This window comes from Citrobacter sp. wls827 (assembly GCF_005280875.1).
GTDB lineage: Bacteria > Pseudomonadota > Gammaproteobacteria > Enterobacterales > Enterobacteriaceae > Citrobacter > Citrobacter youngae.
Genome location: NZ_SZWR01000021.1, coordinates 155,005 through 167,968 on the forward strand (window position 1 = coordinate 155,005; position 12,964 = coordinate 167,968).

12 protein-coding genes are annotated in these 12,964 nt (G+C 52.5%); 11 read left to right on the forward strand and 1 reads right to left on the reverse strand.

Features of this window, described 5'->3' with window-relative positions:
* Nucleotides 1-127: 127 nt before the first annotated feature.
* The 3 genes from FDX03_RS17850 to FDX03_RS17860 all read left to right on the forward strand — a co-directional run bounded on the left by FDX03_RS17850 (nucleotide 128) and on the right by FDX03_RS17860 (nucleotide 3,857).
* Nucleotides 128-3,184, forward strand: a complete 3,057-nt coding sequence (locus tag FDX03_RS17850; protein WP_137346339.1) for an FAD-binding and (Fe-S)-binding domain-containing protein — start codon at nucleotides 128-130, stop codon at nucleotides 3,182-3,184.
* Nucleotides 3,181-3,591 (forward strand): 1,4-dihydroxy-2-naphthoyl-CoA hydrolase, encoded by a 411-nt coding sequence (menI, locus tag FDX03_RS17855; protein WP_005120251.1) that lies wholly within the window; start codon nucleotides 3,181-3,183, stop codon nucleotides 3,589-3,591. Before FDX03_RS17850 ends, menI begins: the two co-directional genes overlap by 4 nt.
* Nucleotides 3,592-3,668: 77 nt before the next feature.
* Complete coding sequence (locus FDX03_RS17860) at nucleotides 3,669-3,857, forward strand: YdiH family protein (RefSeq protein ID WP_005120249.1); 189 nt, start codon at nucleotides 3,669-3,671, stop codon at nucleotides 3,855-3,857.
* Between the two features lie 70 nt (nucleotides 3,858-3,927).
* On the opposite strand, the gene FDX03_RS17865 is transcribed toward FDX03_RS17860, so the two are convergent.
* Entirely contained in the window at nucleotides 3,928-4,779 is an 852-nt protein-coding gene (locus tag FDX03_RS17865) for a Vmh family MBL fold metallo-hydrolase (protein WP_115643474.1), read from the reverse strand.
* A gap of 122 nt (nucleotides 4,780-4,901) precedes the next feature.
* On the opposite strand from FDX03_RS17865, the gene FDX03_RS17870 reads away from it, so the two are divergent.
* The 8 genes from FDX03_RS17870 to FDX03_RS17905 all read left to right on the forward strand — a co-directional run bounded on the left by FDX03_RS17870 (nucleotide 4,902) and on the right by FDX03_RS17905 (nucleotide 12,916).
* Nucleotides 4,902-5,777, forward strand: coding sequence for a LysR family transcriptional regulator (locus tag FDX03_RS17870; protein WP_137346340.1), 876 nt, complete (start codon nucleotides 4,902-4,904; stop codon nucleotides 5,775-5,777).
* Between the two features lie 491 nt (nucleotides 5,778-6,268).
* Entirely contained in the window at nucleotides 6,269-6,637 is a 369-nt protein-coding gene (gene sufA, locus FDX03_RS17875) for a Fe-S cluster assembly scaffold SufA (protein ID WP_115602118.1), read from the forward strand.
* Nucleotides 6,638-6,645: 8 nt separating this feature from the next.
* Complete coding sequence (gene sufB / locus FDX03_RS17880; RefSeq protein ID WP_061067803.1) at nucleotides 6,646-8,133, forward strand: Fe-S cluster assembly protein SufB; 1,488 nt, start codon at nucleotides 6,646-6,648, stop codon at nucleotides 8,131-8,133.
* A 16-nt stretch (nucleotides 8,134-8,149) separates the two neighbouring features.
* Nucleotides 8,150-8,896, forward strand: coding sequence for a Fe-S cluster assembly ATPase SufC (gene sufC, locus FDX03_RS17885; RefSeq protein WP_061067804.1), 747 nt, complete (start codon nucleotides 8,150-8,152; stop codon nucleotides 8,894-8,896).
* Nucleotides 8,871-10,142: a Fe-S cluster assembly protein SufD gene (sufD, locus tag FDX03_RS17890; protein ID WP_137346341.1), complete on the forward strand. Its 1,272-nt coding sequence runs from the start codon at nucleotides 8,871-8,873 to the stop codon at nucleotides 10,140-10,142. Before sufC ends, sufD begins: the two co-directional genes overlap by 26 nt.
* Nucleotides 10,139-11,359, forward strand: a complete 1,221-nt coding sequence (gene sufS / locus FDX03_RS17895; protein ID WP_137346342.1) for a cysteine desulfurase SufS — start codon at nucleotides 10,139-10,141, stop codon at nucleotides 11,357-11,359. Before sufD ends, sufS begins: the two co-directional genes overlap by 4 nt.
* A 12-nt stretch (nucleotides 11,360-11,371) precedes the next feature.
* Nucleotides 11,372-11,788, forward strand: a complete 417-nt coding sequence (sufE, locus tag FDX03_RS17900; protein WP_137346343.1) for a cysteine desulfuration protein SufE — start codon at nucleotides 11,372-11,374, stop codon at nucleotides 11,786-11,788.
* A 123-nt stretch (nucleotides 11,789-11,911) separates the two neighbouring features.
* A complete protein-coding gene (locus tag FDX03_RS17905; RefSeq protein WP_137346390.1) occupies nucleotides 11,912-12,916 on the forward strand; it encodes a L,D-transpeptidase family protein in 1,005 nt (334 codons plus the stop codon).
* Nucleotides 12,917-12,964 lie beyond the last annotated feature (48 nt).

Genomic DNA, 12,964 nt, shown 5'->3' on the forward strand with positions numbered 1-12,964 from the left:
CGGTTTTGAACAGGCGGATTCTGCCTGTAAATCTGCTGAGCGTATTAGAAAAAAATGTGATACAACAAACAAAGCAACACGCAAACGATTAAATTCACAACACAGACCGCAGGAAAGGGTCACTATAATGATTCCACAAATTTCTCAGGCGCCAGGTGTCGTTCAACTGGTGCTCAATTTTTTGCAGGCGCTGGAGCAGCAAGGGTTCACGGGCGATACGGCAACGAGCTATGCCGATCGTCTGACAATGTCGACGGATAACAGTATCTATCAGCTTCTGCCTGATGCCGTGGTTTTCCCTCGTTCGACGGCTGATGTGGCGCTTATCGCCCGGCTGGCGTCAGAACCGCTCTTTTCGTCGTTGATTTTTACCCCTCGCGGCGGCGGCACAGGCACCAACGGGCAGGCGCTTAATCAGGGCATTATTGTTGATATGTCCCGTTACATGAGCCGCATCATTGAAATCAATGTGCAGGAAGGTTGGGTGCGGGTAGAGGCGGGGGTGATAAAAGATCAGCTTAACCAATATCTGAAACCCTACGGCTATTTCTTTGCGCCTGAATTGTCCACCAGTAACCGGGCGACGTTGGGGGGAATGATTAACACCGACGCTTCCGGGCAAGGTTCGCTGGTCTACGGTAAAACCTCCGATCACGTGCTGGGTATTCGCGCGGTATTGATGGGCGGGGATATTCTCGATACCCAGCCGATGCCGGTTGAATTTGCCGAAATGCTCGGTAAAAACAATACGGCGATTGGGCGCATCTATAAGACGGTTTATGAACGGTGTCGTGAGAACCGACAGTTGATCATTGACAAGTTTCCAAAGCTCAATCGCTTTTTAACCGGCTACGACCTGCGGCACGTCTTCAATGATGAGATGACCGAGTTTGATTTAACCCGCATCCTTACGGGGTCCGAAGGTACGCTGGCCTTTATCACCGAAGCCCGCCTTGATATCACGCCGCTGCCTAAAGTTCGGCGACTGGTCAACGTCAAATACGATTCGTTTGACTCTGCATTGCGTAATGCGCCAGTGATGGTGGAAGCGCGCGCGCTGTCGGTCGAAACCGTCGATTCAAAAGTGCTTAATCTGGCGCGTGAAGATATTGTCTGGCACTCCGTCAGCGAATTGATTACCGATGTCCCGGATAAAGAGATGCTCGGGCTGAATATCGTCGAGTTTGCTGGTGACGATGAAGCATTAATTGATTCTCAGGTCAGTGCGCTGTGTGAACGCCTGGACGGGCTAATTGCCCGGCAGGAAGCCGGCGTAATTGGCTGGCAGCTGTGTACCGAACTGGCTGGTGTCGAGCGTATCTACGCCATGCGGAAAAAGGCCGTTGGTCTGCTGGGTAATGCCAAAGGCTCTGCGAAGCCGATTCCGTTTGCCGAAGATACCTGCGTACCGCCGGAACACCTGGCCGACTATATTGCCGAGTTCCGTGCGCTACTCGATAGTCATGGCCTGAGCTATGGCATGTTTGGTCACGTGGATGCCGGGGTGCTGCACGTCAGACCCGCGCTGGATATGTGCGATCCGCAACAAGAAGTGCTGATGAAACGCATCTCTGATGATGTGGTGGCGCTGACGGCCAAATACGGTGGTCTGCTATGGGGCGAACACGGGAAAGGTTTCCGTGCTGAGTACAGTCCGGCATTCTTTGGCGAGGAACTGTATCGCGAACTGCGCAAAGTGAAGTCGGCGTTTGATCCGCAAAACCGGCTCAATCCGGGGAAAATTTGCCCTCCGGAAGCCATCGATGCGCCAATGATGAAAGTGGATGCGGTTAAACGTGGGACTTACGATCGTCAAATCCCGCTGGCCGTTCGACAGGAGTGGCGTGGGGCAATGGAGTGTAACGGCAACGGGTTATGCTTTAACTTCGATGCCAAAAGCCCGATGTGTCCGTCGATGAAAATTAGCCTCAATCGCATTCACTCGCCAAAAGGGCGGGCAACGCTGGTACGGGAATGGTTGCGCCTGTTGGCCGATCGTGGGATCGACCCCGTGAAACTGGAAAAAGAGTTGCCAGAAAAACGTGCCAGTTTACGTACGCTAATCGCCCGAACCCGGAACAGCTGGCATGCACGTAAGGGCGAGTATGATTTCTCGCATGAAGTGAAAGAGGCGATGTCCGGGTGTTTGGCATGTAAAGCCTGTTCTACGCAGTGCCCGATAAAAATTGACGTTCCGGAATTCCGCTCGCGCTTCCTGCAGCTGTATCACACGCGCTATCTGCGCCCGCTTCGCGATCACATGGTCGCCACCGTTGAGAGTTATGCACCGCTGATGGCGCGCGCACCTAAAACGTTCAACTTTTTCATCAATCAACCACTGGTACGTAATCTGGCTAAAAAACACATCGGCATGGTGGATTTGCCGCTGTTGTCTGCACCATCATTACAACGACAGCTGGTCGGGCATCGTTCGGCCAATATGACGCTGGAACAGCTTGAAGCTCTCAGCCAGGAGCAAAAAGCACGTACGGTGCTGGTGGTGCAGGACCCTTTCACCAGCTATTACGATGCAAAGGTAGTGGCTGATTTCATCCGACTGGTAGAAAAATTGGGTTTGCAGCCGGTGTTGTTGCCATTCTCGCCTAACGGCAAAGCGCAGCATATAAAGGGCTTTTTAAACCGGTTTGCAAAAACGGCGAAAAAGACCGCTGAATTCCTCAACCGGGTGGCAAAGCTGAATATCCCAATGGTCGGTGTCGATCCGGCGCTGGTGCTATGTTATCGCGATGAATACACGCTGGCGCTCGGCGAGCAGCGCGGTGATTTCCATGTCTTACTGGTCAATGAGTGGTTATCGGCTGTACTGGCGTCACAACCGCCGGTCGCTATCGGTGGCGAACCGTGGTACTTCTTCGGACACTGTACCGAAGTGACCGCTCTGCCGGGAGCGCCTGCGCAGTGGGCCGCGATTTTTGCCCGGTTTGGGGCCAAACTGGAAAACGTCAGCGTGGGGTGCTGCGGGATGGCGGGTACCTATGGTCACGAAGTGAAGAATCATCAGAACTCACTGGGGATCTATGAGTTATCATGGCACCAGGCAATGCAACGATTGCCGCGTAACCGTTGTCTGGCTGCCGGGTATTCATGTCGAAGCCAGGTTAAACGCGTAGAAGGCACAGGCGTTCGCCACCCATTACAGGCATTACTGGAGATTATAGGATGATCTGGAAACGTGAAGTCACACTCGAGGCGCTCAACGCCATGGGTGAAGGAAATATGGTCGGGCTGCTCGATATTCGTTTTGTGCATATCGGCGACAATACTCTGGAAGCCACAATGCCCGTGGATCATCGCACCAAACAACCCTTTGGTTTGCTGCACGGCGGGGCGTCTGTCGTGCTGGCTGAGAGCATTGGCTCGGTGGCTGGATATCTGTGTACGATGGGCACTCAAAAAGTGGTGGGCCTTGAGATTAACGCCAACCACGTTCGTTCTGCACGTGAAGGGCTCGTCAGAGGGGTGTGCAGCCCTGTGCATACCGGTTCACGTCATCAGGTGTGGCAAATCGAGATCTTTGATGAGCAGGGTCGGTTATGCTGCACCTCGCGACTGACGACCGCTATTTTGTGATGCATGTTGAGTTTGGTCATTATCTGCGCAGGTAATGGTGTTATACTGTGCAGGTTCTGAACACAAGCGAGGATGATATGTCTACCCAATTAGACCCGGCCCAACTGGCAATAGAATTTTTACGTCGTGATAAAACCGATCTTTCACCAGCTCAGTACCTGAAAAGATTGAAACAATTAGAGCTGGAGTTTGCCGATTTATTAACGCTCTCTTCGACTGAACTGAAAGAAGAGATCTATTTTGCCTGGCGCCTGGGCGTTCATTGATTCCGGTATGCCTGTCGTAATAAAAACCCCGACACATGTGTTCGGGGTTATTTTTTGCCTTAAACCTTGTTTACCACTTCATCTCACCGGTATTCACTTTCGCACTTAGCTCCAGAGAGCTTTCGTCTGCAAGGCCCGGCCATGCTGCGGTCATTGTTTTTATCACGTAGGCTGAACCTTTTTTCGCGCCCAGCGCCTGCTCAAACGACTGCAAATAATCCTGGGTGAAGCGAATCGCTTTATCACCCGTCGGGCGTTCACCAATATAATGACCGGGAATCACCTGAGTGGGATGTAATTGCTGCATTTCACTCAGTACGTTTCGCCATGCCGTGCGCTCTGCCGATGACTGCGTGTCCGCTGTCCAGACGTGAATACCTGAAGCGATACCGGTTCCGCCAATGATGGCGCGGTTCGCCGGGATCCAGACATACGCCGCATAGTCATTAGGATGGCGTAATTCCAGCGTTTCGCCATCAACCGTAAAGCGTGTTTGCGTGGTGGCCTGCGGTACAGTGAGCGATGTTGGCGCGCCATCTTTCATCTGTGGGCCCCAGAACTGTAATTTGGCTTCTTTGGTGGCACGAATATGATCCACCACGTGCGGCGTAGCCAACACCTTGACACCGGGGAAGGCTTTGACAAGTGGCTCAAGGCCAAAGTAGAAATCCGGATCGCCAGACGTGATCACAATGGCTTTCAGCGTCTTACCGCTGGTGCGAATCAGTTGCACCAGTTTTTCACTGTCTTTGGTGCTGAATTGGGCATCAAACAAAATCGCTTCTTTCGGGCCGGACACCAGCGTAGAAGAGACCGGGAAAATAGCCTTTTCCTGCGGATTGTAGACATCCAACTGTAGTGGAGCGGCAAATGCCGAAGAGGCAAACAGGGGTAACAGCATAGCCAGTGTATTGATTTTCATAACGGGGAACCTTGTGCAGGACATTGTCTTTTGATCGTTCCCGTATTTTAAGGAAATTCGGATCTGTTAGAATTCCCATATCAGGACATGCTGAGTTTCATAAAACGATCGGATGGGATGCAATGGACAGAGTCATGGCGGCAACAGTTTTTAACCATATCTGTGATTTAGGCAGTTTGAGTGCCGCCGCGCGCGCGCTGGGGCTTTCCCGGCCGATGGTCAGTCGCTATCTGGATGAGATGGAAAAGTGGACCGGGGCGCGGCTTATCCATCGTTCGTCACGGCGCTTGACAATCACGCCTGCCGGTGAAGAGGCATTGGTGAAAACCCGCACCCTGGCACAGCTTTCGCGAGATATCGGTGCCGCCGGGCTCGCGCAAACTCCATCGGGCACGCTACGTGTGGCGTGTGCACATTTTACCGCCATACATATTCTGGCGCCGGTGCTGCCCGCGTTTCTTGCTCGCTATCCTGACCTCCGCATTGAAGTTGAGATCAACAATCAACCGGTAAGCCTGGTTGGAGAGCGTATCGATGTGGCGATCCGCATCACGGAAAACCCCGAACCCGGAACGATTGCCCGGCGCTTAGGGGATTGTGAATCGGTGTTATGTGCCTCCGTGGATTATCTTAACCTGCATGGCATCCCAAAAAACGTCGACGATCTTGCGCAGCATAATTGCCTTTATTACAGCGGATTCGCCGGAAAGTCATGGCATTTTCTGGATGCGCAAGGGCAAGCCGTCACTGTGGCCATTAAAGGTAATTTAAGCGCCGGTATCTCGTCACTGCTATGTGAATCCGCCCTGGCGGGGATGGGGATTGCGTTGGTACCTGAGCAGGAGGCGAGAGAAGGGCTGGCGCAGGGGAGATTAATACGACTTCTACCCCAACTACAGCCTAAACGCCTGCCGATTTATGGTTTATATCTTTCCCGCGATCACCAGCCTGCGGGGTTGCGACTGTTGCTGGACGCACTGAATGAGACACAGTGCTAACTATGTGATTGAGTGTGTTTATCAAATAGTCAAAGCGCAATTTGTGTTAAAAAAAATTTATCAGTGTATGAGATTCTTCTGATCGCCCCTTCAAGAGCTAAGCCATTGTGAGTGCCGGAGATAAGCGCCGGATGGGGCCGGAACCCTTAAGCCTGCCAGCAAGCAGACTTAAGGGTTTTTTATGGCCCACAAGCGCTTTGGGCCGTATTGCTCCCCCGTAGTCATCCCCACCTATCCCTTAAATAGACATTATCTATACATCTTTTAGCATTTGACCTGCCGGAACGATTACACATTCATAATCTATTATTAATCAATGTATTGAATAAAAAAATCCATCCCTGTTAACCCTCGCCGCAGGGTCTATGCTTAATAAAAGTCGTCAAAAAGGGCGGTTAACCCGAATGCCCCTGCTGTTGAGGGGTTGAAGTGATAATCATTATCACTAACATGGTGTTATAGCTTAAAAGCTAGTGACTCGAGGTAACCCTATGGAATTGCATTCAGGAACATTTAATCCCAACGATTTTGCGTGGCGCGGGCTGACGTTAACGCCAGCGGCAGCGGCGCATATCCGTGAACTGGTGGCAAGGCAACCCGATATGTTGGGTGTGCGGTTAGGCGTGAAACAAACCGGGTGCGCGGGATTTGGCTATGTGCTGGACACCGTCAAGCAACCTGAGAAAGACGATCTTCTGTTTGAAACGGATGGCGCCAGACTGTATGTGCCTTTACAGGCGATGCCGTTTATCGATGGAACTGAAGTCGATTTCGTGCGTGAAGGATTAAATCAGTTATTTAAATTTCATAACCCGAAAGCCCAGAACGAATGTGGCTGTGGCGAAAGCTTTGGGGTATAGGCGGTACTATGTCTCGTAATACTGAAGCAACTGACGATGTCAACACCTGGGCTGGCGGGCACCTCAATTACAAAGAGGGGTTCTTTACCCAACTCAAAACCGATGAGCTGGCCAAAGGGATCAACGAAGAGGTCGTGCGCGCGATTTCGGCAAAACGAAATGAACCCGACTGGATGCTGGAATTCCGTCTGAATGCGTTTAACGCGTGGCTGACGATGGAAGAACCACACTGGCTAAAAGCGCACTATGACAAACTGAACTACCAGGATTACAGCTATTACTCTGCACCTTCTTGCGGTAATTGTGATGAAACCTGCGCCTCTGAACCGGGAGCGGTGCAACAAACGGGCGCGAATGCATTTTTAAGCAAAGAGGTTGAGGACGCGTTCGAGCAGCTTGGCGTACCGGTCCGTGAAGGCAAAGAGGTGGCGGTGGATGCCATTTTCGATTCGGTGTCAGTCGCAACGACCTACCGCGATAAGCTGGCGGAACAGGGTATTATTTTCTGCTCGTTCGGCGAAGCCATCCACGATCATCCTGAACTGGTAAAAAAATACCTCGGTACCGTCGTCCCGGGGAATGACAATTTCTTTGCCGCGCTGAATGCGGCGGTAGCATCAGACGGCACGTTTATTTATGTGCCGAAAGGCGTGCGTTGCCCAATGGAACTGTCGACCTATTTCCGTATCAATGCAGAAAAAACCGGACAGTTTGAACGCACGATTCTGGTGGCGGATGAGGGGAGTTACGTCAGCTATATCGAAGGTTGTTCGGCACCGGTGCGTGACAGTTACCAACTGCATGCGGCGGTGGTTGAGGTGATCATCCATAAAGATGCTGAGGTGAAGTATTCAACGGTACAAAACTGGTTCCCCGGCGATGGCAATACCGGCGGCATCCTGAATTTCGTGACCAAACGTGCGCTGTGTGAAGGCGAAAACAGCAAAATGTCATGGACGCAGTCAGAGACCGGTTCAGCCATTACCTGGAAGTACCCGAGCTGCATTTTGCGCGGTGATAATTCGATCGGCGAATTCTACTCCGTTGCGCTGACCAGCGGTCATCAGCAGGCCGATACCGGCACCAAAATGATCCACATTGGCAAGAACACGAAATCGACCATTATCTCGAAAGGGATTTCTGCCGGACATAGCCAGAACAGCTACCGCGGCTTAGTGAAAATTATGCCTACCGCCACTAACGCCCGCAACTATACCCAATGTGATTCGATGCTGATCGGGGCGGACTGTGGGGCGCATACCTTCCCGTATGTGGAGTGCCGTAACAACAGCGCTCAGCTTGAACATGAAGCGACGACCTCGCGCATTGGCGAAGATCAGCTGTTTTACTGCCTGCAACGTGGCATCAGCGAAGAAGATGCTATCTCGATGATCGTCAATGGTTTCTGTAAAGACGTGTTCTCTGAGCTGCCGCTGGAATTTGCTGTGGAAGCGCAAAAACTTCTCGCCATAAGTCTTGAACACAGCGTCGGCTAAAATTTAAGGAAAGCACATGTTAAGCATTAAAGATTTACAGGTCAGTGTGGAAGATAAGGCGATACTGCGTGGGCTGAGTCTTGAGATTCGCCCCGGAGAAGTACACGCCATTATGGGGCCGAACGGTTCCGGGAAAAGCACGTTGTCTGCGACACTCGCCGGACGAGAAGATTATGCAGTCACTGGCGGGACGGTAGAATTCAACGGTAAGGATTTACTGGAACTGTCACCGGAAGACCGTGCCGGTGAAGGCATCTTTATGGCATTTCAGTATCCGGTGGAAATCCCCGGCGTCAGTAATCAGTTTTTCCTGCAAACGGCACTGAATGCTGTGCGCAGCTACCGTGGCGAAGAGTCGCTGGACAGGTTTGACTTCCAGGATCTGATGGAAGAAAAAATTGCGTTGCTGAAGATGCCGGAAGATTTGCTCACCCGTTCGGTCAACGTGGGCTTCTCCGGCGGAGAGAAAAAGCGTAATGACATTTTGCAAATGGCGGTACTGGAGCCTCAGTTGTGCATTCTGGATGAGTCGGACTCCGGGCTGGATATCGATGCGCTGAAAATCGTCGCAGACGGCGTGAACTCGCTACGCGACGGGCAACGCTCATTTATTATCGTCACCCACTACCAGCGAATCCTCGACTATATCAAACCCGATTACGTCCACGTTCTCTACCAGGGGCGCATTGTGAAGTCCGGTGATTTTACGTTGGTTAAACAGCTGGAGGAGCAAGGGTATGGCTGGCTTAGTGAACAGCAGTAACGTGCTCCAGCAGTGGCATCATCTGTTTGAAGCGCAGGGTGAGCGTCGCTCACAGCATGCGCAACAACACCTGCAACAGATGTTGCGGCTGGGGTTGCCGACGCGTAAACATGAGGATTGGAAATACACGCCGCTGGAAGGGTTAACCAACAGCCAGTTTGTCAGTGATGTTGCTGAGATAACGTCAGCCCAGTGTGAAGCGTTGGCACCGGCTATTGATGCCATACGACTGGTATTTGTCGACGGGCAATTCTCTCCAACGCTGAGCGACAGCACAGAAGGTAGCGGTTTTGACATTACCGTTGATGATGCGCGTCAGGCGCTCCCTGTGGCTATCCAGCCAGAGGTGTTCCTGCATCTGACCGAAAGCCTCTCACGCAGCGTCACGCACATTCAGGTCAAACGATATCAACGTCCAGCGAAACCGCTGCTGTTGATGCACATCACCCAGGGGCTGGCAGGTGATGAGGTGAATACCGCGCACTATCGTCACCATCTTGAACTGGCCGAAGGTGCAGAGGCTACCGTCATTGAGCACTATGTTAGCCTGAATGCGCATCGACATTTTACCGGTGCGCGCTTAACGATGAACGTGGCGGCAAATGCCCATTTGCACCATATCAAACTGGCGTTTGAGAATCCGGTTAGCCACCATTTCGCGCATAACGATATCCAGTTAGGGGCAGATGCGACGGCGGTGAGTTACAGCTTCTTACTCGGTGGTGCGGTACTACGCCATAACACCAGTACCCAGCTTAATGGGGAGAACAGCACACTGCGCCTTAACAGCCTGGCGATGCCGGTGAAAAATGAAGTCTGCGATACCCGAACCTGGCTTGAACACAATAAGGGGTATTGCAACAGCCGCCAGTTACATAAAACGATTGTCAGCGATAAAGGCCGGGCGGTGTTTAATGGCCTGATTAACGTGGCGCAGCATGCCATTAAAACCGATGGTCAGATGACCAACAATAATTTGCTGCTCGGTAAACTGGCGGAAGTGGATACTAAGCCGCAGCTTGAAATCTATGCCGACGACGTGAAATGCAGCCACGGAGCGACGGTAGGGCGGATCGACGATGAACAGATGTTCTATCTGCGTTCGCGTGGGATTGGCCAGCAGGATGCCCAACAGATGATTCTCTACGCGTTTGCCGCTGAACTGACGGAAGCTCTGAGCGATGAAACGCTGAAACAACAGGTACTGGCGCGGATAGCCCAACGTCTGCCGGGAGGCGTAGCATGACATTTCCCATTGAAAAAGTACGGGCCGATTTTCCGGTCCTGACGCGTGAGGTCAACGGCTTACCGCTGGCTTACCTCGACAGTGCTGCCAGTGCGCAAAAGCCCAACCAGGTGATTGATGCCGAGGCAGAGTTTTATCGGCATGGCTATGCGGCTGTCCATCGGGGGATTCATACGCTCAGCGCTCAGGCAACGGAAAAAATGGAGAATGTCCGTAAGCTGGCGTCATTGTTTATTAACGCGCGTTCAGCCGAAGAGCTGGTGTTTGTTCGCGGTACGACGGAGGGCATCAACCTGGTGGCGAACAGCTGGGGTAATAGCAATGTTCGGGCGGGTGATAACATCATCATCAGTGAAATGGAACACCACGCCAATATTGTCCCCTGGCAGATGCTGTGCACCCGTGTAGGTGCGGAACTGCGTGTTATCCCACTGAATGCCGACGGGACGTTGCAACTGGAAACGCTATCGACGCTGTTTGATGACCGTACGCAACTGTTGGCCATTACCCACGTATCTAATGTGCTGGGCACTGAAAATCCGCTGCCGGAGATGATCGCGCTGGCGCATCAGTACGGCGCAAAAGTGCTGGTAGACGGCGCGCAGGCGGTCATGCACCACCCGGTGGACGTGCAGGCGCTGGATTGCGACTTTTATGTCTTCTCCGGACATAAGCTGTATGGACCCACCGGCATTGGCGTGTTGTATGCCAGAGAGTCGCTGCTGCAGGAAATGCCACCGTGGGAAGGCGGTGGCTCGATGATAGCAACCGTCAGTCTGAGCCAGGGAACGACGTGGGCTAAAGCCCCCTGGCGTTTTGAAGCCGGAACGCCGAACACCGGAGGGATTATCGGTCTGGGAGCGGCCATTGAATATGTTAGCGCGTTGGGGCTTAGTGAAATCAGCGAATATGAACAGTTCATGATGCGCTATGCGCTGGAGCAACTGGCGGAGGTACCTGATCTGGCGCTCTACGGCCCGGAAAACCGTCTGGGCGTGATTGCGTTTAACCTCGGCAAACATCACGCGTATGACGTCGGTAGCTTTCTTGATAACTATGGAATTGCTGTGCGGACGGGGCATCACTGCGCTATGCCGTTGATGGCTTATTATCACGTTCCCGCGATGTGCCGGGCTTCCATTGCCATGTATAACACCCATGAAGAAGTGGATCGCCTGGTGACGGGACTCAAGCGTATTCATCACTTGCTGGGATAACAGGGAGGCATTATGGCTGCGCTACCGGATAAAGAAAAACTGTTGCGTAATTTTCTGCGTTGCGCTAATTGGGAAGAGAAATACCTGTACATCATTGAACTGGGTCAGCGCCTGCCGGAATTAACTGCCGACGATCGCCTCCTGGAAAATAGCATTCAGGGATGTCAAAGTCAGGTATGGATTGTTATGCGGCAGAATGCTGAAGGTATTATTGAATTACAGGGCGACAGTGATGCGGCAATTGTGAAAGGACTTATCGCCGTCGTCTTCATTTTGTATGACCGGATGACGGCTCAGGATATTGTGAATTTTGATGTGCGTCCGTGGTTCGAAAAAATGGCGCTCGCACAGCATCTCACACCTTCACGTTCACAGGGACTGGAAGCGATGATACGGGCGATCCGCACCAAAGCCGCAACTCTTAGCTAAACTGATAAAACACGTCATCTTTCAGGCTGACTGGAATGATTCCGTGCAAGGCATCGCAATGACTCGTAGGCCGGATCGGACGTTTGCCGTCATCCGGCAATAACGCCAGGGGGGTGAGTGAGTATGAAACGCGCGTCTGTTATTACGTTAATGCTGATCGGCGCCTACAGCGCTATTCAGGCCGCCTGGGCGGTCGATTATCCTTTGCCACAGGCTAACAGCCGTCTTGTCGGGCAAAATCAAACCTACACCGTGCAGGAAGGCGATAAAAACCTACAGGCGATTGCCCGTAAGTTTGATACCGCCGCAATGCTGATCCTTGAAGCCAACAATACTATTGCCCCCGTCCCTAAACCCGGAACGCTGATCACTATTCCCTCGCAATTATTGCTGCCAGATGCGCCACGCGAAGGCATTATTGTGAATCTGGCGGAACTGCGTCTGTATTACTTCCCGCCGGGAGAGAATAGTGTTCAGGTATTCCCGATTGGTATCGGTTTGCAGGGGCTGGAAACGCCGGTAATGGAAACGCGGGTTGGTCAGAAAATCCCCAATCCGACCTGGACCCCTACACCGGGCATCCGTAAACGCTCTCTGGAGCGCGGCATAACATTACCGCCGGTAGTGCCTGCGGGGCCAAATAATCCGTTAGGGCGCTTTGCACTGCGTCTGGCGCATGGAAACGGTGAATACCTGATCCATGGCACCAGCGCGCCGGACAGCGTGGGCCTGCGTGTGAGTTCCGGCTGTATTCGCATGAATGCACCGGACATCAAAGCGTTGTTCGAGCAGGTGCGACCAGGTACGCCTGTCAGGGTGATTAATGAGCCGATAAAATATTCGATAGAGCCGAACGGCATGAGGTATGTCGAAGTGCATCGACCGCTGTCACCGGAAGAGGAACAAAACGTCCAGACCATGCCATATGTGTTACCAGCCGGCTTTACCCAGTTTAAAGACAATAAAACGGTGGATAACAGTCTGGTGGAAAGGGCGTTGTATCGTCGTGCAGGTTATCCGGTCACCGTCACTGCCGGGCAAGCATCGGTCGCGAGCAATGGGCCAGAAGTGAAGTCTGCGCAAAATGGTGTGCCGGGAGAAGATGCTGAGGTGCGCGCTACGCAATAACAGGGAAGGGGAATTCAGAGCAAAAAAATGGCGCACAATGTGCGCCAT

Excerpts from the sequence above, each read along its gene's own strand:
- FDX03_RS17860 (WP_005120249.1), top strand. The coding sequence starts at position 3,669 with ATGTCTACCCAATTAGACCCGGCCCAACTGGCAATAGAATTTTTACGT.
- sufD (WP_137346341.1), top strand. The coding sequence starts at position 8,871 with ATGGCTGGCTTAGTGAACAGCAGTAACGTGCTCCAGCAGTGGCATCAT.
- FDX03_RS17850 (WP_137346339.1), top strand. The coding sequence starts at position 128 with ATGATTCCACAAATTTCTCAGGCGCCAGGTGTCGTTCAACTGGTGCTC.
- sufA (WP_115602118.1), top strand. The coding sequence starts at position 6,269 with ATGGAATTGCATTCAGGAACATTTAATCCCAACGATTTTGCGTGGCGC.
- FDX03_RS17870 (WP_137346340.1), top strand. The coding sequence starts at position 4,902 with ATGGACAGAGTCATGGCGGCAACAGTTTTTAACCATATCTGTGATTTA.
- sufB (WP_061067803.1), top strand. The coding sequence starts at position 6,646 with ATGTCTCGTAATACTGAAGCAACTGACGATGTCAACACCTGGGCTGGC.
- sufS (WP_137346342.1), top strand. The coding sequence starts at position 10,139 with ATGACATTTCCCATTGAAAAAGTACGGGCCGATTTTCCGGTCCTGACG.
- sufE (WP_137346343.1), top strand. The coding sequence starts at position 11,372 with ATGGCTGCGCTACCGGATAAAGAAAAACTGTTGCGTAATTTTCTGCGT.
- menI (WP_005120251.1), top strand. The coding sequence starts at position 3,181 with ATGATCTGGAAACGTGAAGTCACACTCGAGGCGCTCAACGCCATGGGT.
- FDX03_RS17905 (WP_137346390.1), top strand. The coding sequence starts at position 11,912 with ATGAAACGCGCGTCTGTTATTACGTTAATGCTGATCGGCGCCTACAGC.
- sufC (WP_061067804.1), top strand. The coding sequence starts at position 8,150 with ATGTTAAGCATTAAAGATTTACAGGTCAGTGTGGAAGATAAGGCGATA.
- FDX03_RS17865 (WP_115643474.1), bottom strand. The coding sequence starts at position 4,779 with ATGAAAATCAATACACTGGCTATGCTGTTACCCCTGTTTGCCTCTTCG.